The organism is Kiloniella laminariae DSM 19542, assembly GCF_000374005.1.
In the GTDB taxonomy this organism is placed as follows: domain Bacteria; phylum Pseudomonadota; class Alphaproteobacteria; order Kiloniellales; family Kiloniellaceae; genus Kiloniella; species Kiloniella laminariae.
The window spans coordinates 53,594-73,179 of sequence record NZ_KB893169.1; the positions used below are offsets into that span (position 1 = coordinate 53,594).

The following is a 19,586-nucleotide window of genomic DNA, read 5'->3' on the forward strand; positions in this document are numbered from 1 at the left end:
CTGCTGCGCCACCCTTGAAAAACAATTCGGACAAACTCTGAATATACCATATATATCAGTCAAATAACATAGAGACAAAGCACATGAAAAACCCGCATGACTCACGGGACTTGACCCGTTCCGCAGGATCGCTATATTCCGCTTCGTCTATCCGCAATAAATCAACTCCTTGCTGGTGACCTCTAGCGGATCATGAGGACGCCAGCTCCGGATAAGGGTTTTCAGCCCTTTCCACAAAGCCGTGAGGAGTAACTATGGCTTTTTATGAGTGTGTATACATCGCACGTCAGGACATCTCGTCCTCTCAGGTCGATGCACTAACCGAACAGTTCACCACCATCATCACTGAAAATGGTGGTTCTGTTGCAAAAACAGAATACTGGGGTCTGCGTAACTTGGCTTACCGCGTCAAGAAAAACCGCAAGGGCCACTACGTTCTTCTGAACATCGATGCACCTGCTGCTGCGATCCTCGAAATGGAACGTATCATGCTGTTGAACGAAGATGTTCTGCGTACCCTTACCCTGCGCGTTGATGAACTGGAAGAAGGTCCTTCCGTTATCATGCAGAATCGTGGCAGCCGTGATGAACGCGGTGGTCGTGGTGGTCGTGGCGGTCGTGAAGACCGTGGTGATCGTGGTGATCGTGGCGATCGCGGTGGTGACCGTGGTGGCCGTGGTGGCGATCGCGCTCCGCGCGATGCAGCTCCAGCAGCTAACTAAGGGAGAACAGACATGGCCGTTCAGATCGTAAGCCAGGGCGTTGGTTCCCGTCGTCCTTTCAACCGTCGTCGTAAAAGCTGCCCGTTCTCTGGTTCAAATGCACCAAAGATCGACTACAAAGACACCCGTCTTCTGCAGCGTTTCATTTCCGAGCGCGGTAAAATTGTACCAAGCCGCATAACCGCAGTATCTGCCAAAAAGCAGCGTGAACTTGCCAAGGCAATCAAACGCTCCCGCTTCCTGGCTCTTCTGCCATACATCATCGGTTAAGGAAGGAGATAGTATTATGCAAGTCGTCCTTCTCGAGCGTATCGAAAAGCTTGGCCAGATGGGTGATGTGGTTTCGGTTAAGCCGGGCTACGCACGTAACTTCCTGCTGCCAAAGCGGAAAGCAATGCGCGCAACCAAAAGCAACCTTGCACAGTTTGAAGCTCAACGTGCTCAGCTTGAAGCAACTAACCTTCAGCTCCGCGATGAAGCACAGCAGGTTGCCGGGAAACTGGAAGGTCTCGTTGTTTCCCTGATCCGTCAGGCTGGTGATTCCGGCCAGCTGTACGGTTCCGTGAACACACGTGACATTTCTGACGCTGTTGCCGAAGCAGGCATCACCATCAACCGTAGCCAGGTCGTTCTCGACAAGGTCATCAAAACTCTTGGTCTGCACGATGTTAAAGTCGTTCTGCACCCAGAAGTTTCTGTTGGCATCGTCGTCAACGCAGCACGTTCTCTGGAAGAAGCAAAGCTTCAGGTGAAAACCGATGCACCTGTTTCTTCCCGTGATGCTGAAGCTGCTGAAGCAGAAGCTGAAGTAGAAGAAGTTCTTGAGACAGAAAGCGAAAGCGAAGAGTAATCTTCTCTTTTCCATCTGGATCATGTTATTGAGACGGCGCCCGATGTGGCGCCGTTTTCATTTCCAATCTGTACTTCCCCAGTCGAGATCGCTACATTCACAATCCGGCACACCAGAAGGGAATCGGTCACAAGGCTGATCCCGGAAATCATTGGGGTGTGTTTAAAAAATAACGATAGATGCAAGCTTGAGGCCCATGGAAGACGACGCGATTCCTCCCTATGATTCAGACATTCCCTATGATGATGGTCATGATCATGATTCCATGGGGCATGATGCCATGGGACTGATGGACCACGACAATATGGGGCATCATGGCCCGGAGTTGCGCTCTCCACCTCATAACTATGAAGTAGAACAGGCCCTGCTTGGCGCTGTCCTGGCGAACAACAAGGCTTTTGAGCGCATCTCGGACTTTCTCTTGCCTGCGCACTTTGCCGATCCCGCCCATGCTGAAATCTTTCAGGCCTGTAAAACCCTGATCGAGCGGGGACAGCTGGCCAACGCCACAACCCTGAAGAACTATTTTTCCGGCAGTGGCAGCCTGGAAGAGCTGGGCGGCACCAGTTATCTTGCCGAGTTGCAAAGCAGCGTTGTCACCATCATCAACGCCTCCGAATATGGCAAGATCATCCATGACCTCTATATCCGGCGCGAACTGATCAATCTCGGCGAAGAAGTCGTTATCAACGCCCACACCCATGATCTGGATCTTTCAGCCACCCAGCAGATTGAAGGCGCGGAGCAGAAACTCTATCGATTGGCCGAGGCAGGCCAGACAGAAGGCGGCTTTGTTTCTTTTGGCGATGCGCTGGCCACTTCGATCAACTATATTAACGTCGCGATGAAACAGGGCGACGGCCTGGCCGGAATTTCCAGCGGCCTGCGCGATGTCGACAAGCTGCTCGGTGGCTTCCACCATTCAGATCTGATCATTCTTGCTGCCCGCCCCTCTATGGGGAAAACCGCTTTTGTCACCAACATCGCGTTCAACATCGCCCAGGCGACAAAACCCGGCCACAACGCCGATGGCGACGAAACCGAAATCCCCATGTCCGTGGCTTTTTTCTCGCTCGAGATGTCAGCAGATCAGCTCGCCAGCAGGATTCTGTCCTCTGCCGCGGAGATGCCATCCCACCTGATGCGTCGTGGGGAACTGGACAACGACCAGTTCGAACACGTCTTCCAGGTCAGCCGTGCCCTGTCAAACTACAAACTCTTTATCGATGACACGCCGAACCTGACTATCCCCGGTTTGCGCAACCGCGTCCGCCGTCTGAAGCGACAGCACGGACTGGATATTATCATCGTCGATTACCTGCAGCTGATGTCTGGTGCTCCCGGTGGCAACAGTGACAGCCGCGTCCAGGAGGTCTCGGAGATTTCCCGTGGACTGAAAGGGATCGCCAAAGAGATGAACGTGCCCGTTATCGCCCTGTCCCAGCTCTCGCGTCAGACGGAACAGCGCGAAGACAAAAGACCCCAGCTCTCGGATTTGCGCGAATCCGGATCGATTGAGCAGGACGCCGATGTGGTGCTTTTCCTCTACCGTGATGAATACTATATAGCCCGTGAAAAACCGGGTCAGGGTGCCGAGGATTCCACCGACCGTTTCCACGAGAAACTGGCCAACCATGAAGCCCGTCTCGAAGCTGCGAGAAACAAGGCCGAGATGATTATCGGCAAGCAGCGTCATGGCCCCATCGGGACAGTCGAGCTGCACTTTAACGGCGAGTTCACCAAATTTTCTGACCTTGCTCCTGACGACCACCTGCCGGAACATCACTAATCCCCAGACAGCCAATCTGAGGAAGAGATTTTTTTGTTCAATATCAATTAATTATCTAGTCACGAACAGGTCCCAAACATTCCACTGGAGAACTCCCGGCACAGCCGAGGAAATCTTTTGTGTAACAGTTGTGTAATAGCAGGTTGTTATCTCACTGGAATCACGTCAAAATCCCTCGATAATTTTTCAGGTTAAGGCCTCAGGGTTTCTCTGGAAATACGATCATACCAAGGATTGCCAACCCTTTAGGTCCGGCGATCTCTGCAACAGAAAGATCCCGACGGTTTACGCGATGCCCCTTATTCAACCCCTTGGTCGCCTGACCCTTGCCTTCCTTGAGATCATCGGCCGCCTGTCGATTTTCGCCTCAGCTGCGATCTCCCACTGTTTTCGCCCGCCCTTTTATCCCAGGCTGATTCTAAAACAGATGATTGAAGTCGGGTATTATTCCCTGCCCGTGGTTGGTCTCACCGCCATTTTTACCGGCATGGTTCTGGCCTTGCAGAGTTACACTGGCTTCGCTCGTTTTTCTGCCGAGAGCGCCATCCCCAACGTGGTGATCGTCTCGATCACCCGTGAGCTGGGACCAGTCCTGGCCGGACTGATGGTTGCCGGTCGTGTTGGAGCTGCGATGGCTGCAGAAATTGGCACGATGCGGGTCACCGAGCAAATTGACGCGCTTTACACCCTGGCAACCAATCCTTTCAAATATTTGATTGCTCCCCGAGTGATCGCCGGGGTATTGACCTTGCCGATACTGGTGCTGGTTGCCGATACCATCGGCGTGTTTGGTGGATATCTTGTCGCGGTTCACAAACTTGGTTTCAACCCCGCAACCTATCTGAAAAATACTCTGGATTTCATGCAGGCGATCGACGTGATCTCCGGCCTGGTCAAGGCCGCAGCTTTTGGCTTCATCATCACCCTGATGGGCTGTTACCACGGCTTCAACTCCAAGGGCGGCGCCCAGGGTGTCGGATCCGCCACCACCAACGCGGTTGTCTCAGCCTCGATTTTGATCCTGACTTTCAACTATCTGATCACCGAGCTGTTTTTCTCACGATGACCCGTACGATTTCTCCCCAGGCTTCCCAGCAAGTCAACCAGAAGAAGTCCCCGGAAAATTCTGGAGTCAAGATCCGTATTCGAGGCCTGACCAAGGCCTTTGGCCCCAAAGTTGTACTCAACGACCTCGACCTCGATATCCATGAGGGAAAGTCTCTTGTGGTTATCGGGGGGTCCGGTACCGGAAAATCAGTCCTGCTCAAATGTATTCTTGGCCTGCTTAAACCCGATTCCGGCAGCATCGAGATCGACGGACAGGAAATCATCGGACTAGGGAACGACGATATGGAAGTCGTACGCCAGAAATTCGGCATGCTGTTCCAGTACGCGGCCCTGTTTGATTCCCTGACCATATGGGAAAATGTAGCTTTCGGCCTGATGCAAGCTCACGGCATGTCCAAATCCGACGCTTATCCCATCGCTATGGAAAAGCTCGCTCTGGTTGGCCTTGGGGAACGCTTTGCCGGAAAGTTTCCGGCTGAACTGTCCACCGGGATGCGCAAACGCGTCGGGTTAGCTCGTGCGATTGCCACCTCGCCAGACGTCCTGTTCTTTGACGAACCTACAACCGGTCTTGATCCGGTCATGGGGGATGTGATCGATCGGCTGATCGTGCAGTCGGTTCAGGGATTAGGAGCAACAGCCCTGACCATCTCTCACGACATGGACAGCGCCAGACGTATTTCCGATCGTATCGCCATGCTTTATGATGGAAAGATTACCTGGGTCGGGAATACTGAGGATCTTGATACCACTGATAACCCCTATATCCATCAGTTTATTAATGGCCTGCTTGAAGGTCCGATCCAGTTCCGCCTGACCGGAACAGACAGAGCAACCGGATAAAAGACCTGCTTCCTGGTCACTAAAGATTAAGACCTGCTTCCAGGTCCCTAAAGATTAAGACCTGCTTCCAGGTCAGTGAGAATCGCCTGACTTTACCGCCGAGGAGGCCCGACTTGGCCAAAAATGTAACCCGCTTTGTTTGCCAATCCTGTGGTGCCGATTACGCCAAGTGGAGCGGGAAGTGTGAATCCTGTCACGAATGGAACAGCATCACGGAAGAAGCCGGTTCTTCCAATGTGCCCGGAGGTCTCGCCAAAAAGAATATCCGCAAGGGCAAACAGATCGAATTTGTCAGTCTTGAGGGCAGCAGCAAACCCCTCACCCGGTATGTCAGTAACAATGCAGAGTTTGACCGGGTCTGCGGTGGCGGTCTTGTCCCAGGGTCTGCGGTTCTGATTGGTGGAGACCCCGGTATCGGGAAGTCGACCCTTTTGACCCAGATACTTGCCTCGCTCGCTACCCACGCCAAAGCCAGATGCGTTTACATATCAGGCGAAGAAGCCATCGATCAGGTTCGCCTGCGCGCCAGAAGGCTCGGCCTCAAGGCTGATGACTTCCTGCTGGCGTCCGCAACTTCCGTCAGGGATATCGCCACAACACTTGATGAACACAACCCGCCACAGGTCGTGGTAATTGATTCGATCCAAACCATGTTTATCGACAGTCTGGATTCAGCCCCGGGCACCGTTTCACAGGTGCGTGCCTCGGCACAGGAATTGATCCAGCTGGCCAAGGCGCGCGGGTTCTGCTTGCTATTGGTAGGGCATGTGACCAAAGAAGGCGTGATTGCCGGGCCAAAAGTTCTAGAACATATGGTAGACACCGTGCTGACTTTCGAAGGCGAGCGGGGGCATCACTTCCGAATCCTGCGGGCCGCGAAAAACCGTTTTGGCCCGACCGATGAAATCGGGGTGTTTGAAATGTCCGAACAGGGACTCGAACAGGTTTCAAACCCCTCTGCCCTGTTTCTCGCAGAACGGCGAGGCAATATTTCAGGCGCCGCCGTTTTTGCCGGGCTGGAAGGGACGCGCCCCGTCCTGGTCGAAATCCAGGCGCTTGTTTCCCCTTCACAGCAGGCAAACCCGCGCCGTGCCGTTGTTGGCTGGGATTCAGGTCGACTGGCGATGATTCTGGCTGTTCTTGAAGCCCGTTGTGGTCTGGTCCTCGCTGGAAATGAAGTTTATCTGAATGTGGCTGGCGGGTTGAGGATCAGCGAACCTGCCGCAGATATGGCCGTGGCCGCGGCATTGATTTCTGCCGCAATGGACATCCCGGTCCCTGAAAAGACTGTCGTTTTTGGTGAAATCGGTCTGTCAGGGGAAATCAGATCTGTCAGTCAGTCGGAAAGTCGGTTGAAAGAGGCGAGCAAACTCGGCTTTGAAAAAGCAATAATTCCGCCCCTTCGTGCAAAGAAGAATTGTAATGCGGACGCTTCGGGGTTAGATACAAGGCAGATTGAACACCTGCAGGACCTTGTGGCGCTTTTTGCGGCCAAAACAGTAAGGAAAGCCGCAGGTGGCTAACCGGCAAAAGTGATAGAACTTGATGGAAAACCTCCCCATCTCACTTCTGGATGTCGCTGTTATCGGCATACTTGCAGTCTCGGGACTTTTTGCCCTCTTCCGGGGGATTGTCCATGAAGTTCTGTCTGTAGCTTCCTGGATCGGGGCGGGCTTTATTACGCTCTGGGGATTTCACCCTCTGCTGCCCCACATACAGAAGTTCATTAACATCCCCTTTGTCGCCGAACTGGTTACAGGTTTTGCCATCTTTGTCATCGCCCTTGGCCTGATGATGGTTGTGATCCGGATGATCTGCAAGCATGTCAGGGAAAGTACCTTTGGCCCGCTGGACCGGTCACTCGGATTTCTTTTTGGTCTCGTCCGCGGTGCCGTAATCGTCTGTATCTGCTGGATGGTATTTTTTGTCTTCCTTATGCCACAGGAAGAAGGCTGGCCTCAGGACGTTGAACGGGCAAAAACCCGTCCTGCAATCCAGCAGGGTTCTGCCCTGCTGGTCAGAATTGTACCGGAGAAATTCCACACAGAAACCCTTGCCAAGGTTTTGCAACAAGCCGAAGCCGCGAGACAGGTCTACAATGCAACCCAGACCTATCAGCAACTGATCAAACCGGAACTCCCCGCCCCTGCACCAAAAGAAGGGGAACCCGGTTATAACGACACCATGCGCACACAGATGCAAAAAACCATCGAAGCTGTAAATGGCAGCGAATGATGGGCAGCATTCCGAGTTCAGGAGAGCGAAAGCCATGACACCCGATTATCTTCACGATGATGACAAACTCCATGAGGAATGTGGCGTTTATGCCGTTCATGGGCACGAAGGCGCAGCCGCCCTTGTAACTCTTGGTCTGCATGCTCTGCAGCATCGGGGCCAGGAAGCGGCAGGGATTATCAGCTATGACGGCAAGGAGTTTTATAATCACCGGGCCCTGGGGCTGGTGGGTGATAACTTCTCGTCACAGGAAGTAATTGAGCGTCTGCAGGGACATATGTCCATCGGCCACACCCGCTATTCCACCACAGGTGAAACTGCGCTTCGAAATGTACAGCCCCTGTTCGCAGAGTTGCATGCTGGCGGGTTTGCCCTTTGCCACAACGGCAACCTGACAAACTCCCAGAAAATACGCGATCAGCTGGTTATGCGGGGATCGATTTTTCAGTCGACCATGGACACCGAAGTCATTCTGCATCTGGTTGCCACCTCTATTCGCGATACCATTGTCGGCAAGGTTATTGATGCGATCCAGCGGATCGAAGGTGCCTATGCACTGCTGTGCATGACCAAAGAGGGCGTCATCGCCGTTCGAGATCCCCACGGTATTCGCCCGCTGGTGCTTGGCACCTTTGAAGGCGGTTATGTCGTAGCCTCCGAGACCTGTGCTCTGGACATCATCGGCGCCGAATTTGTGCGCGACATCGAACCCGGCGAGCTGGTTGTGATCAACGACGAGGGCATTCAGTCCATGCGTCCTTTCCCGCCAACACGTAAACAGACCTGTATCTTTGAATATATCTATTTTGCCCGCCCGGACTCTTTTATTGATGGCATCAGCGTGTATGACGCGCGCAAGAGCATTGGCAAAGGTCTGGCCCAGGAAAGCCATATCGAAGCAGACGTCGTGGTACCGGTTCCAGATTCCGGCGTTCCTGCCGCTATCGGTTATTCGCAAGAATCCGGCGTTCCCTTTGAACTTGGTATTATCCGTAATCACTATGTCGGTCGTACCTTTATTGAGCCGGGCCAGCAGATCAGAAACCTTGGCGTTAAACTGAAACACAATGCCAACAAAGCTGTTCTGGCCGGAAAGAGAGTTATCCTGGTTGATGACTCGCTCGTCAGGGGGACAACCTCTCTCAAAATTGTCGAGATGGTTCGTGCGGCAGGTGCCAAGGAAGTGCACATGCGGATCGCCTCCCCACCGATTGGATACCCTTATTTTTACGGTATCGACATTTCCAAATCGAAAGAGCTGCTCGCCGCCCAGATGGATCTGGAGGAAATGGCCAGCTATATCGGTGTAGACAGTCTTGCCTTCCTTTCCATTGATGGCATGTATCGGGCCATGGGTCTTGAAGGGCGTAATGATCTGGAGCCACAATATTGTGATTCCCCCTTCACCGGATACTATCCTACCCGGATTGACGATTATCAGGATCATGTCGTCGATGTACCCAAGTTCAAGAAACCCAAAAAAGCCGGCTAGGAAACTTAGAGATGACAGAGCAAACACCCCTCCACCTTGTTGAGGGACGTCTTGAAGGACGCCTCGCCCTGATTACCGGCGCATCGCGTGGTATCGGCCGTGCTGTCGCAAAACGTTTTGCCAAAGAAGGTGCCCAGCTGCTGCTAATGGCAAGAACTGTCGGCGCACTGGAAGAACTGGATGACGAGATTCGGGCTGCAGGTGGCAAAAGTCCGGTTCTCATTCCCCACGACCTCAAGGAAATGGACGGACTGGATCATCTCGGCGCTTCGCTGTTTGAGCGCTATGGCAAACTGGATGTGCTGGTTGGCAACGCGGGCTCGCTTGGGCCGCTCTCGCCCATCGGACATATCAAGCCCAAGATCTGGCAGGAAGTTTTTGACATCAACGTCACAGCCAACTACCGGCTTATTCGCAGTCTCGATCCCTTGCTGCGAAAGTCAGATGCCGGGCGGGCTATCTTTGTCACCACCAGTGCAACAGCAAAAGCCTATTGGGGGGTCTACAAGGCCTCGAAGGCCGCGCTGAACACCCTGGTGCAGACCTATGCAGATGAAGTGCAAAAAACGACTGTACGCGCCAATCTGATTTCGCCCGGCCCGACACGTACGGCCATGCGGGAAAAAGCCTTCCCCGGTGAAGATCCCATGAGCCTGCCTGCCCCGGAGAGCATCACCGATACCTTTGTCCAGCTCGCCTCGGCCGACTATCAGCTCAATGGACAGTTTATTGACCTGAAGCAGAGATAGGCCCGGACCCCTGACCGGGCCTTAACCCTGTCCGAAGAGTTAACCGCAGTCCATTCCAGACGAAGATTGAATGAACTGCGGTTAAAACGGGATCAAATCCCGTCAAGTATGGTCAGGGTACATTCAGCATTGGCATTGCGCATCGCCTTTACCGGCGCATATTCCTCGCTGTTGAGGAAACGTTTTGCCTTTTCCATATCCGGAAACTCGATCAGAACCAGGCGGGTAGGCGACCAGAGCTCGTTTTCCACGACATCCATTTCTCCCCCTCTGGTGCGGTAGATACCACCATATTTTTCAGCGAGTGGTCGGGCCAGTGCCTTGTACTCTTCGTACACCTGCGGATTATTGATTTTTGTATCAACCAGAATAAACGCGCTCATTTTCTCTCCCCTCCTCTGATGATGTCTTCACCATCAGTCAAAAATAAAAGGCCGCCCGAAGGCGACCTTTTACATTGGATACAATATTCAAAAATCAATCAGTTATTGCGTTTCTTTTTGCCCGCATAGGGATTGTCACCCTTTTTCATATGGAGGCGGATCGGAACCCCCGGCAGATCAAAGGTATCGCGCAGATTGTTTTCGATAAACCTGCTGTAGGATGCCGGCAGATCTTCGGGCAGGGAACAGGAAATCGCAAAGGTCGGCGGCCGTGCCCGCGCCTGGGTGATATATTTCAATTTGATCCGGCGGCCACCAGGAGCGGGAGGCGGATGGATCTCAAGCAATTCTGACAGCCATCTGTTCAGGCCAGAGGTCGGGATACGGCGGTTCCAGATTTCATAGATGTTGAAGACAGCATCCAGCATCTTGTTCAGGTTCTGCCCCTTCAGAGCAGAGATGGTGACAACCGGAATACCCTTGACCTGCGGTAGGGAGGTCTGCAGACGATCGCGGACCAGCTGCATGACCTCGTCCTTGTTCGGACAAGCATCCCACTTGTTCACGGCAATGATCAGCGCCCGGCCTTCATCAATCACCGTCCGGGCAATGGTCAGATCCTGTTTTTCCAGAATGCCATCTGAATCGAGAACAAGGATAACGACCTGGGCAAATTTCAGGGCGCGGATGGTATCGGAAGCCGAGAGTTTCTCGACCTTGTCCATAATCTTGGATTTGCGTCGCAGACCAGCTGTATCAACCAGCTTAATCGGACGCCCCTGATATTCCCACTCGACAGAGATCGCATCGCGGGTAATCCCCGCTTCAGGACCAGTCAGAAGCCGCTCTTCTCCCAGCAGCTTGTTAACCAGGGTCGATTTTCCGACATTCGGACGCCCGACGATCGCCAGCTGCAGCGGCCCGCGGACAACCTCCTCGTCTTCTTCCTCAAAGTCGTCTTCATCGAGGAACTCAAAATCTTCCTCGTCACCTTCAAGAGAAGAAGCTTCCTCTTTTTCAGCATCAAGATCTGCAGGTGGAATATAGGGCGAAGCTGCAACCTTGTCTTCGCTTGCCTTTTCCATATGCTCCTTGATGATATCATAGAGATCACTGCTGCCCAGACCATGTTCGGCAGAAAAGGGGATCGGTTCGCCAAGGCCGAGGCTGTAGGCTTCCATCAGTCCGATATCGCCGACCTTGCCTTCACACTTGTTCGCCATCAGGGCAATCGGTGTTTTTCCCTTGCGCAGGAACTTGGCAAAGTGCTCGTCAATCGGCATGACACCAACACGAGCATCAATCAGCATCAGAACCAGATCCGCTTCAGACACAGCCTGCTCGGTCTGCTGACGCATCCTTGCTTCCAGGCTCTGGTCGAAGGCCTCTTCCAGACCAGCTGTATCAATCACCTTGAACCGCAAGCCGAAGAGGAAAGCTTCCCCTTCGCGGCGGTCACGTGTAACGCCGGGCTGATCGTCAACCAGCGCCAGCCGTTTACCGATCAGGCGGTTGAAAAGTGTGGACTTGCCCACATTCGGTCGCCCGACGATGGCAACTGTGAAAGTCATCTTTTTGTCTTTCTTTCGCGGCAGGCCACAAGGCCTAGCGCATCGCGATAATTTCTGCTTCTGCGGTCAGGAAATACAAACCGTTTCCGGCAACAACTGGCGGCATGGCTGCACCATCCGGTAAATCCAGGAACCCGAGTACTTCCCCGGTATAGGGGGAAAGCGAAATCGCTTCTCCGTGAGAGCCCGCAACAATAAGACGGTCACTGGCCAGTACAGGACCCTGCCAGACGATCAACCCTTTACGATCCTCAGGATCGGTAAAGCGGGGCAAGGGCTGAACCCAGCGGATGCGACCATCGTCACGACGAACGGCTGCAACCTGCGCATCGTTGGTCAGGACATAAATGAAATCACCCGCAACCCAGGGCATCTGGACACCACCGATGTCTGTATCCCACAGGCGCACGCCCTCTTTCATGTCAATGGCGACCATACGTCCAGAGTGACTTATCGCGATCACCCGGTCCCTGTCAATAACCGGCATTGCCTTGATATGCGCAAGATCGGTAAGCGGGTCGGTTTTCTGGACTGAGGAGAGGTCAATGCCCCATTTGACATCACCTTCGACGACATCGATTGCAACAATTTCACCCGAGGAGTAGGGAACGATCAGGATACGTCCCGCAACAGCAGGACTCGCACCGCCCAAAAGGCTGGTTTCGGCCTGAACCCCCACATGGCTCCAGAGACGTCGTCCGTCATCTGCAGCTAGAGATATTGTCTGGTTATCCAGCGTAACGATAAAGACGCGCCCGCCGTTCACCGTTGGCGCGGCCCGCATCGGAGCGGGAACATCCTGGCTCCAGAGGATCGATCCGGAGCGAACATCCAGCGCAAAGACACGGGCAAATCCAGTCGAAACAAAGATCCGGCCATCTGCATAGGCAATACCACCGCCAAAAAAGCCGTCTTCCTCGTCGTCAGGCTCAAGATCTTTTTCCCAGTATACTTTTCCCGTATTCCGGTCATAGGCCTTTACCGTCGAGCGGGAATCCATCGTAAAGAGAACAGATTCAACCACCAGAGGCTGAGCGAGAATAATCTCGTCACCGTCGTTTTCCTCACCAATACCATCGCTCCAGATTTCTCTGGGCATCTCGCCCAGAGAAAGATGGAACATGGCATGGGCCGGATTGCCACCATTGTGGGTCCAGAAGGTATTTTCGAAAGGCTGTGGCAACAGGATACGTTGATCGGAAATGCTTGAATCAGCCGTCAGGCCCTTGTCGCCGGAATGAATCGAAATCCTCGCCCCGGGCAAAGGCGGATCTTCATCTTCACCCAGCCATCTGTCTGCAAGACTGCAGCCAGTCAAGGCCAGCCCCAGAGCAATCGTGAACAGGCCCTTACGCATTTCCAACAACATATGTATTACTCCGCCAGCGTCTCGAGGATCTGGGCAGCCCTGCTTTGGATACCGCCAGGCGCATCTGGCGCATCGACCAGCTGCTGGAAAAACGAACGCGCGCTCGTATGGTCGTCTTCGCGAAGTGCAACCAGAGCCTGAAGCTCGATTGCGCTGTAGCGAAAGGCAGCACCAGGTACAACCAGAAGCGCCAGACGTTTTTTAACGTCGGCAACATCACCCGTTTCAACCAGATGCATCACAGCCAGCAGAGAGGCAACATCCTGAAGACGTTCGATCGGAGGGGAACTCGCCGCGATTTGATCCCAAAGGGCAACAGCAGAAGCGATATCGCCCTGCTCGGCCAGAATACGGGCCTGTTCGAAACGCGCCAAAGTGCCATAACCGTCGTCGCTTGCAGCCAGTTCAGCAAGAGCAGTCTTTGCTTCATCCAGCTTGCCAGCCTCACTCAACTCGAATGCCTGGGAAAACTGAGCCGACTTCTCACTCCGCACGGTTTGCTGATAATTGTTCCAAAGCTGGAAACCAGCAGTCGCAAGGACAACGGCGACAGCAGCTGCAATCACCCATTTCCCGTATTTTTTCCACAGAAGTTCCACGCGTTCACGTTTAAGATCTTCTTCAACTTCCTGAAAGATATCAGCCACGAAATAATTTTCCCTCGGGTTGCGAGCAGTTGTCTCAAGTCAGTCCCCAACTCATCCACTCCACCTTTGCAGGTGCGGGTGGACACGGCTGGCATAAAACTCACTCCAATTTCGCTGAACTTTATATAGAAACTTTACCCTATCAACAATCAGGAATAACCAATTCCTCCTGCTTTGGGGCAAAGCTTTGCTGTTAAATCCTAATATTTTATTTACTTAAACAATTTAGAGTAGATGGAGACACTTAATTCCGATGGAATATTCGGACATAAAATAGGCAGAATTATGAAGCGTTTTTTCGGAGCCATCCTGGGCTGTTTATTGACTTTCGGCTCCCTTTCCGGCTGTAGCTGGTCTGACCCGGTGATGCTCACCGCCAGTGTTGGCACCCTTGTCTATACCGACAAGACCATCACGGATCACTTTACCAGCTGGGCAATGGCCAAAGACTGTTCCATTCTCTACACCTCCAAAGGAGAGGCTTATTGTCGGGACGAAGAGCTGGAAGCCGATCTGACCAGCACTGGCTATGAAAATCTTTATTGTTACCGGAACATCGGCGGAGTGACCTGTTATGAAAGCCCTTATGAAGAAGCCAGTTCACAGACCATGATTCATCACAGCTCCCAGCAGAAACAACCCGCAGTTGCCAAAAGCAATCCAGCAGGCCCTGTGGTCCAGTAAGCGAAGAAGAAACTCCCCTGCCCTACGATTAAGTGGATATTTGCACGAAAATCAGCCAATCTATGAGTGAGAAGGAGAATAGTAGGAGACACATTCTGTATGACATCTGTCTATTATCTGGATAAAAAACACTCAAAACCCTTTTCCGTTACCTTTGATCGCAAGGAGCTTGGCATGCTCCTGTCCATTTACAGCCAGAGAGTTGCCCGAGGCGAATGGCGTGACTATGCAATTGATCTTCTAGATGACTGCGCGGTCTTTTCCATATTCAGACACGCCCACGAGACTCCCCTCTTCGCTATCATCAAAGCCAAGGGGCACAAAAACAGATATGACGAATTTACAGTCTTTAATGGCCAGAAACGCTTGACAAAATCACGAAACCTTCCTGAAGCTCTCGCAGTATTTGACAAACAATCACATAAGCTTAATCACTAGAAACGAATTTGTTATACATTGTAGTCGCCTCATCACGGGCCACAGCAAGTGGACCACGAAATAACTGATAAAAACTTATAAAGGGTTCCCCCGCCTTATACGGCTGATTCAGGGTTGAACCGGAGAAGGAAACAGAGGACATGCAGATCGTGGATAGTTTTGCCAAGGCCGAGGAATACGCAAAACTGGCCTTTGCAACCATGAAGCAAAGGGGTATTCCCGCCACCCCCCAGAACTACACCCTCTGGTATGACTATGTCAGCGATAAAAATCCAGAGCTGAAAATGGCCCTTGATGCCATTCTGGACCAGGAGGGCAGCTTTTCTCCTGAAATCTGCCAGCAGCTGTTCCAGAAATTTTACCAGATCGAAGGCAACCACAGTGATGAAATTCACCAGGTCGGTCTGAAGTTGCAAAGCACCATGAAACAGGTGATGGAACAGATCGGTGTCGCCGGCAGCGACAGCGAGAATTACGGCGAGAAAATCGCTAGCCTTGCTACCGATATCGCCAGTGAAGACAACGTTGCCTCGCTCAAAAGCTTTGTCGAGGAGATCGTTCTGGAAACGGCCGCGATCACAGAAAAAAACAAGGCTCTGCAAAACCAGCTACAGCAATCTTCGCAGGAAATCAGCAAACTTCAGCAGAATCTTGACCGAGTCAAAGCAGAATCCCTGACCGATGCCCTGACCCAGATCGGGAATCGCAAACTCTTTGATGCCAAGCTGATGCAGGAAGCCGGTAACGCTTCAGCGGAAGGTACCGAGCTGTGTCTCTTGCTGATGGACATTGATCACTTCAAAAAATTCAACGACACCTATGGTCACCGGATTGGCGATGAAGTCCTCAAGGTCGTGGGCAAGAAGCTGGTGGAAGCCGTTAAGGGCCAGGACACCCCTGCCAGATACGGCGGAGAAGAGTTTGCCTGTATTCTTCCCGACACAACTCTGGAGGATGCCGCCGAGCTGGCCGACCAGATCCGGGAGAAGATTTCCAAACAGGTGCTCAAAAACAAAAAAACCGGACAGGAGTTTGGCCGGATTACCCTGTCTATCGGTGTCTCAAGATACGTTCTTGGGGAAGCCCTGGAGAATCTGGTCCAACGGGCTGACGAAGCACTGTACCGGGCAAAAAATCAAGGGCGGAACAAGGTCATCAAGGAGATATCCTGAGATCAGGGACCATCTGACACCCATAACTGGACACGAATTGGACTTGGGCTTTGGATTGGTCTTTGGATTGGTCTTGGGCGCAGGTCACCAGGATTAGAAGCCCCTCATTCCCAGTAAAGATTTCTGCCCGAATCTCTGACTAATCCCGAACTAATAATGAGGAGGTTTTCGTCCTGATTCCGGTTCGGTTTCAAGCTGCTCAAGGAGGTGTTGGACTTGGTCCAACCTGCGCGACAGGGTCTCTATTGTCTGCCACTGTTTCGCCAGAACATCGCTCAGATCATGAATAATCCGTTCCTGTTCTGCCACATGCGATTCCAGCGTATCAATACGCATAATCAGTACTTCTGACATCTTGCTCTCCCTAGCTCCCAGCCCTGCGCCTGTAGCAGATCTATACAGAAGCTGCGCGGGCAGGCCAATCTTTACTCTAGTTGGTCCTAAATAATTATAATTCGATAATTCCAGAAATACAGTTGACAAATAGTTTCGGCAAGCCCATCTTCCAATTATGAAAACAGATTTTGCTGCATCACAACTCGAAGCACTCGGTAAACCGACCCGGCTGGAAATCTTTCGCACTTTGATCCGTGCCGGGAATGAAGGCTTGCCTGTTGGTGCCCTGCAGGAAAGGCTGGATATTGCCCCTTCTACTCTCTCCCACCACCTGAAGACACTATTGATATCAGGGCTGATTACCCAGGAACGACAGGCCACCACCCTGATCTGCCGCGCCAATTATCAATCAATGCAAGAACTGATCGACTACCTGATGGCTGAGTGCTGTATCGAAGGCAAGGGTATAACAGAACCGGGCTGTAGTTCCTCTCGCTGTTAGCAAACATGAACCGGCGGTTTTCAAAGCGAAACCGTCAATATTTTCACCCATTATTTCTATATTTCTGGAATATATGTATTATGAAAAACATGACCCCACAGACCATCGCGATTATCGGTGCAGGCCCTGTTGGACTCGCCGCAGCAGCCCGTGCACTGGAACGCGGAATCACCCCCGTAATTTTTGAAAAAGGCCCTGTTATCGGGCAGGCCGTAAGACAATGGCAACACGTCAGGATGTTTTCGCCCTGGAAATACAACATCGATGCAGCCTGCCGTCAGTTGCTGCTGGCTTCCGGATGGAAGGAACCGGATGGAGAGAGTTATCCCACAGGAGGCGATCTGGTTACACAATACCTTGAGCCCCTGGCCACCCTGCCCGCGCTACAAAAACACCTGCGTCTTGAAAGCGAAGTCATCGCCATCTCCCGGGTTGGCTTTGACAAACTGAAAACAGCCGGACGAGAAGATGCCGCCTATGAGATCCGTTACCGCAAGGCATCGGAAGAGCTGATACTGCTTGCCGATACCGTACTTGATGTCAGTGGCACCTGGAATACCCCGAATCCGGCTGGCGCAAACGGCCTTTCCGCAATCGGCGAAAAGCAGGCTGGTGACCATATCAGCTATGGTATGCCGGATCTCCTCGGCACACAGAAATCCCGCTTCGCCCACAAACGCGTCGCTGTACTTGGTATGGGACACTCTGCCACCGGTAACCTTATTGACCTTGTTACCCTGTCCAAAGAGGCACCAGAGACCTCGATCGTCTGGCTTGTCCGTGGCAAGGATGCAGGAAAAGCTTTTGGTGGGGGAGCCAATGACCAACTGGCTGCAAGAGGGGCGCTGGGCGCAGAAATCAAACAGCTGCTGGAATCTGGGAAGCTGACGATAGAAACCGGATTTCGCCTGGAACGAATCATTCAGACAAAGGGCGGAATAAAACTACAGGCTGGTAATGATACGGAAAAGCACGAGGTGATTGTTGACGAACTCATCGTCTCGACCGGGTTCCGGCCTGATTACAGCTTTGCCAGCGAACTGCGCCTCGCGCTTGATCCTGCCCTGGAATGCCCTCCAGCTCTTGCTCCGCTGATTGACCCCAACGAACACAGCTGTGGCACAGTACGTCCGCATGGTGCAGCAGAACTGGCGCAGCCGGAAACAGGCTATTATATTGCCGGGATGAAATCCTATGGTCGCGCCCCGACCTTTCTGACCCTGACCGGTTATGAACAGGTCCGTTCAATCATCGCCGAGATTGCCGGAGATCACGAGGCCGCGGCAAGGGTCGAGCTGGTCCTGCCGGAAACCGGGGTCTGCTCGGGGCCGTCAGATACAGAAACCGCGCCTCCTGCCTCCTGTTGTGGCGGGGCACCAGTTGAAAGAGCTGATGCCTGCTGCGTCGCAGATGAAAAGGCCAAGGATGCCGGGGAAAGTGGCTGTGGTTGTGGCTGTGGTCCCAAAGCAGAACAGGAACCACAAAACGAGAAGGTAATGGCTCACTATGGCTGAAACAGGCGAAGGTAAAGCGAGAGGTGGAAAAACACGGGTCATCGCCGCATTAGGCAGTAGCCAGACACTTGCCTGGGCTTCAAGTTACTATCTGATCGCCATACTGGCTGATGCCATGGCCAAAGATACAAACAGCAGCCCGACCATGGTCTTTGCCGCCTTCTCCGCTGCTCTGTTACTCAGTGCCATGCTGGGACCCAAGATGGGCAAAACCATCGACCGGATTGGTGGGCGTGGCGTGCTCGTCGCCTCAAACCTTACTTTTGCTGCCGGCTTGCTGCTGTTGTCTTCTGCCGAGACAACAGCAGCTCTCTGGCTGGGCTGGGCAGTGATGGGCACCGCCATGGGCTTTGGCCTCTACGACGCCGCCTTTGCCACGCTTGGGCGGCTTTATGGCACTTCTGCCCGCTCTGCCATTACCGGGATCACCCTGATTGCCGGTTTTGCCAGTACCATTGGCTGGCCCCTGACCGCCTGGGGCGAAGCCGAACTGGGCTGGCGCATGACCTGTGTTGCCTGGGCAGCAGGCCATCTTCTGCTTGCCCTGCCGCTCAATTTTTTCTGCCTGCCCAAGTTCACTCCTGCCAGAGAGGCTTCGAGCGAAAACAGAAAAGTCCATGTCCCCCTGGACCGGACCATGTGTTTGCTCGGCTTTGCCTTTGCAGCAGGCTGGATGGTTTCAACTGGCATGGCCGCTCACCTGCCCCGTCTGCTTGAAGCTGCCGGAGCAAGCTCTGCGCAGGCCGTTGCTGCCGGGGCGCTGATGGGCCCGGCACAGGTCGCCGCCCGGCTGGTTGAAGCCGGATATCTCAAACGCTTCCATCCGATTGTCTCGGCCCGGATCGCCGCCATCACCCACCCCCTTGGCGCATTGTTGCTGATTACCTTCGGGAGCTGGGCAGGCGGTTGGCTGGCCTTGCCCTTCGCCATTCTGCATGGCACGGGTAATGGCATCCTGACCATCGCCAAAGGCACCCTGCCGCTTGCACTTTATGGATCGGAAAACTATGGCTACCGGATCGGCCTGCTCGGGATGCCTTCTCGCCTGGCCCAGGTTGGTGCGCCGCTCGCCTTTGGTTGGCTGATCAGTCTCTATGGTTCTGGTGCGCTGCTATTTTCTGGAGCCCTCACCCTGCTTGCCTTTGCCGCCTTTATCCTGGTGAGAACTCCCGCCCAAACCGAGGGGGTTAAGATCGTTGAGGCAGCAGGATAATATGAAATA

21 protein-coding genes are annotated in these 19,586 nt (G+C 53.2%); 16 read left to right on the forward strand and 5 right to left on the reverse strand.

What is annotated here, in order from left to right; translation table 11 throughout:
• Window positions 1-254: 254 nt before the first annotated feature.
• The 10 genes from rpsF to B152_RS0119180 all read left to right on the forward strand — a co-directional run bounded on the left by rpsF (window position 255) and on the right by B152_RS0119180 (window position 9,748).
• On the forward strand, window positions 255-722 hold the full coding sequence (gene rpsF / locus B152_RS0119135) for a 30S ribosomal protein S6 (protein ID WP_020594059.1): 468 nt from the start codon (window positions 255-257) through the stop codon (window positions 720-722).
• 12 nt (window positions 723-734) lie between these two features.
• Window positions 735-992, forward strand: a complete 258-nt coding sequence (gene rpsR / locus B152_RS0119140; RefSeq protein WP_020594060.1) for a 30S ribosomal protein S18 — start codon at window positions 735-737, stop codon at window positions 990-992.
• A 16-nt stretch (window positions 993-1,008) separates the two neighbouring features.
• The gene (gene rplI / locus B152_RS0119145; RefSeq protein WP_020594061.1) at window positions 1,009-1,572 is read left to right on the forward strand and encodes a 50S ribosomal protein L9; all 564 of its coding nucleotides are present in this window, start codon (window positions 1,009-1,011) and stop codon (window positions 1,570-1,572) included.
• 196 nt (window positions 1,573-1,768) lie between these two features.
• Window positions 1,769-3,361, forward strand: a complete 1,593-nt coding sequence (locus tag B152_RS0119150) for a replicative DNA helicase (RefSeq protein ID WP_020594062.1) — start codon at window positions 1,769-1,771, stop codon at window positions 3,359-3,361.
• Window positions 3,362-3,653: 292 nt separating this feature from the next.
• Window positions 3,654-4,427: an MlaE family ABC transporter permease gene (locus B152_RS0119155; protein WP_020594063.1), complete on the forward strand. Its 774-nt coding sequence runs from the start codon at window positions 3,654-3,656 to the stop codon at window positions 4,425-4,427.
• On the forward strand, window positions 4,424-5,272 hold the full coding sequence (locus B152_RS0119160; protein ID WP_020594064.1) for an ABC transporter ATP-binding protein: 849 nt from the start codon (window positions 4,424-4,426) through the stop codon (window positions 5,270-5,272). Before B152_RS0119155 ends, B152_RS0119160 begins: the two co-directional genes overlap by 4 nt.
• Before the next feature lie 113 nt (window positions 5,273-5,385).
• Window positions 5,386-6,795, forward strand: coding sequence for a DNA repair protein RadA (radA, locus tag B152_RS0119165; protein ID WP_020594065.1), 1,410 nt, complete (start codon window positions 5,386-5,388; stop codon window positions 6,793-6,795).
• Window positions 6,796-6,817: 22 nt separating this feature from the next.
• Window positions 6,818-7,507 (forward strand): CvpA family protein, encoded by a 690-nt coding sequence (locus tag B152_RS24400; RefSeq protein ID WP_020594066.1) that lies wholly within the window; start codon window positions 6,818-6,820, stop codon window positions 7,505-7,507.
• Window positions 7,508-7,541: 34 nt separating this feature from the next.
• A complete protein-coding gene (purF, locus tag B152_RS0119175) occupies window positions 7,542-8,999 on the forward strand; it encodes an amidophosphoribosyltransferase (protein WP_020594067.1) in 1,458 nt (485 codons plus the stop codon).
• Window positions 9,000-9,010: 11 nt separating this feature from the next.
• Window positions 9,011-9,748 (forward strand): SDR family NAD(P)-dependent oxidoreductase, encoded by a 738-nt coding sequence (locus B152_RS0119180; RefSeq protein WP_020594068.1) that lies wholly within the window; start codon window positions 9,011-9,013, stop codon window positions 9,746-9,748.
• 92 nt (window positions 9,749-9,840) lie between these two features.
• Here the strand turns inward: B152_RS0119180 and B152_RS0119185 are convergent, their stop codons facing one another.
• The 4 genes from B152_RS0119185 to B152_RS0119200 all read right to left on the reverse strand — a co-directional run bounded on the left by B152_RS0119185 (window position 9,841) and on the right by B152_RS0119200 (window position 13,718).
• Window positions 9,841-10,131, reverse strand: coding sequence for a DUF1330 domain-containing protein (locus B152_RS0119185; protein WP_020594069.1), 291 nt, complete (start codon window positions 10,129-10,131; stop codon window positions 9,841-9,843).
• A 98-nt stretch (window positions 10,132-10,229) separates the two neighbouring features.
• Entirely contained in the window at window positions 10,230-11,702 is a 1,473-nt protein-coding gene (der, locus tag B152_RS0119190) for a ribosome biogenesis GTPase Der (protein ID WP_020594070.1), read from the reverse strand.
• 34 nt (window positions 11,703-11,736) lie between these two features.
• The gene (locus B152_RS0119195; RefSeq protein WP_020594071.1) at window positions 11,737-13,071 is read right to left on the reverse strand and encodes an outer membrane protein assembly factor BamB family protein; all 1,335 of its coding nucleotides are present in this window, start codon (window positions 13,069-13,071) and stop codon (window positions 11,737-11,739) included.
• Between the two features lie 5 nt (window positions 13,072-13,076).
• Window positions 13,077-13,718 (reverse strand): tetratricopeptide repeat protein, encoded by a 642-nt coding sequence (locus tag B152_RS0119200; RefSeq protein ID WP_020594072.1) that lies wholly within the window; start codon window positions 13,716-13,718, stop codon window positions 13,077-13,079.
• A 285-nt stretch (window positions 13,719-14,003) separates the two neighbouring features.
• Between B152_RS0119200 and B152_RS25610 the strand changes: the two genes are divergently transcribed.
• The 3 genes from B152_RS25610 to B152_RS0119215 all read left to right on the forward strand — a co-directional run bounded on the left by B152_RS25610 (window position 14,004) and on the right by B152_RS0119215 (window position 16,012).
• Entirely contained in the window at window positions 14,004-14,402 is a 399-nt protein-coding gene (locus B152_RS25610) for a hypothetical protein (RefSeq protein ID WP_020594073.1), read from the forward strand.
• A gap of 99 nt (window positions 14,403-14,501) precedes the next feature.
• A complete protein-coding gene (locus B152_RS0119210) occupies window positions 14,502-14,840 on the forward strand; it encodes a DUF2794 domain-containing protein (RefSeq protein WP_020594074.1) in 339 nt (112 codons plus the stop codon).
• 140 nt (window positions 14,841-14,980) lie between these two features.
• Window positions 14,981-16,012, forward strand: a complete 1,032-nt coding sequence (locus B152_RS0119215; protein ID WP_020594075.1) for a GGDEF domain-containing protein — start codon at window positions 14,981-14,983, stop codon at window positions 16,010-16,012.
• 150 nt (window positions 16,013-16,162) lie between these two features.
• Here the strand turns inward: B152_RS0119215 and B152_RS0119220 are convergent, their stop codons facing one another.
• On the reverse strand, window positions 16,163-16,366 hold the full coding sequence (locus tag B152_RS0119220) for a SlyX family protein (protein ID WP_020594076.1): 204 nt from the start codon (window positions 16,364-16,366) through the stop codon (window positions 16,163-16,165).
• A 157-nt stretch (window positions 16,367-16,523) separates the two neighbouring features.
• Between B152_RS0119220 and B152_RS0119225 the strand changes: the two genes are divergently transcribed.
• The 3 genes from B152_RS0119225 (at window position 16,524) to B152_RS0119235 (ending at window position 19,577) form a co-directional block, all read left to right on the forward strand.
• Window positions 16,524-16,850: an ArsR/SmtB family transcription factor gene (locus B152_RS0119225; RefSeq protein WP_020594077.1), complete on the forward strand. Its 327-nt coding sequence runs from the start codon at window positions 16,524-16,526 to the stop codon at window positions 16,848-16,850.
• Between the two features lie 80 nt (window positions 16,851-16,930).
• Window positions 16,931-18,364, forward strand: a complete 1,434-nt coding sequence (locus B152_RS0119230) for an NAD(P)-binding domain-containing protein (protein ID WP_020594078.1) — start codon at window positions 16,931-16,933, stop codon at window positions 18,362-18,364.
• Window positions 18,357-19,577 (forward strand): MFS transporter, encoded by a 1,221-nt coding sequence (locus B152_RS0119235; protein ID WP_020594079.1) that lies wholly within the window; start codon window positions 18,357-18,359, stop codon window positions 19,575-19,577. The genes B152_RS0119230 and B152_RS0119235 overlap by 8 nt, the downstream gene beginning before the upstream one ends.
• Window positions 19,578-19,586: the final 9 nt, after the last annotated feature.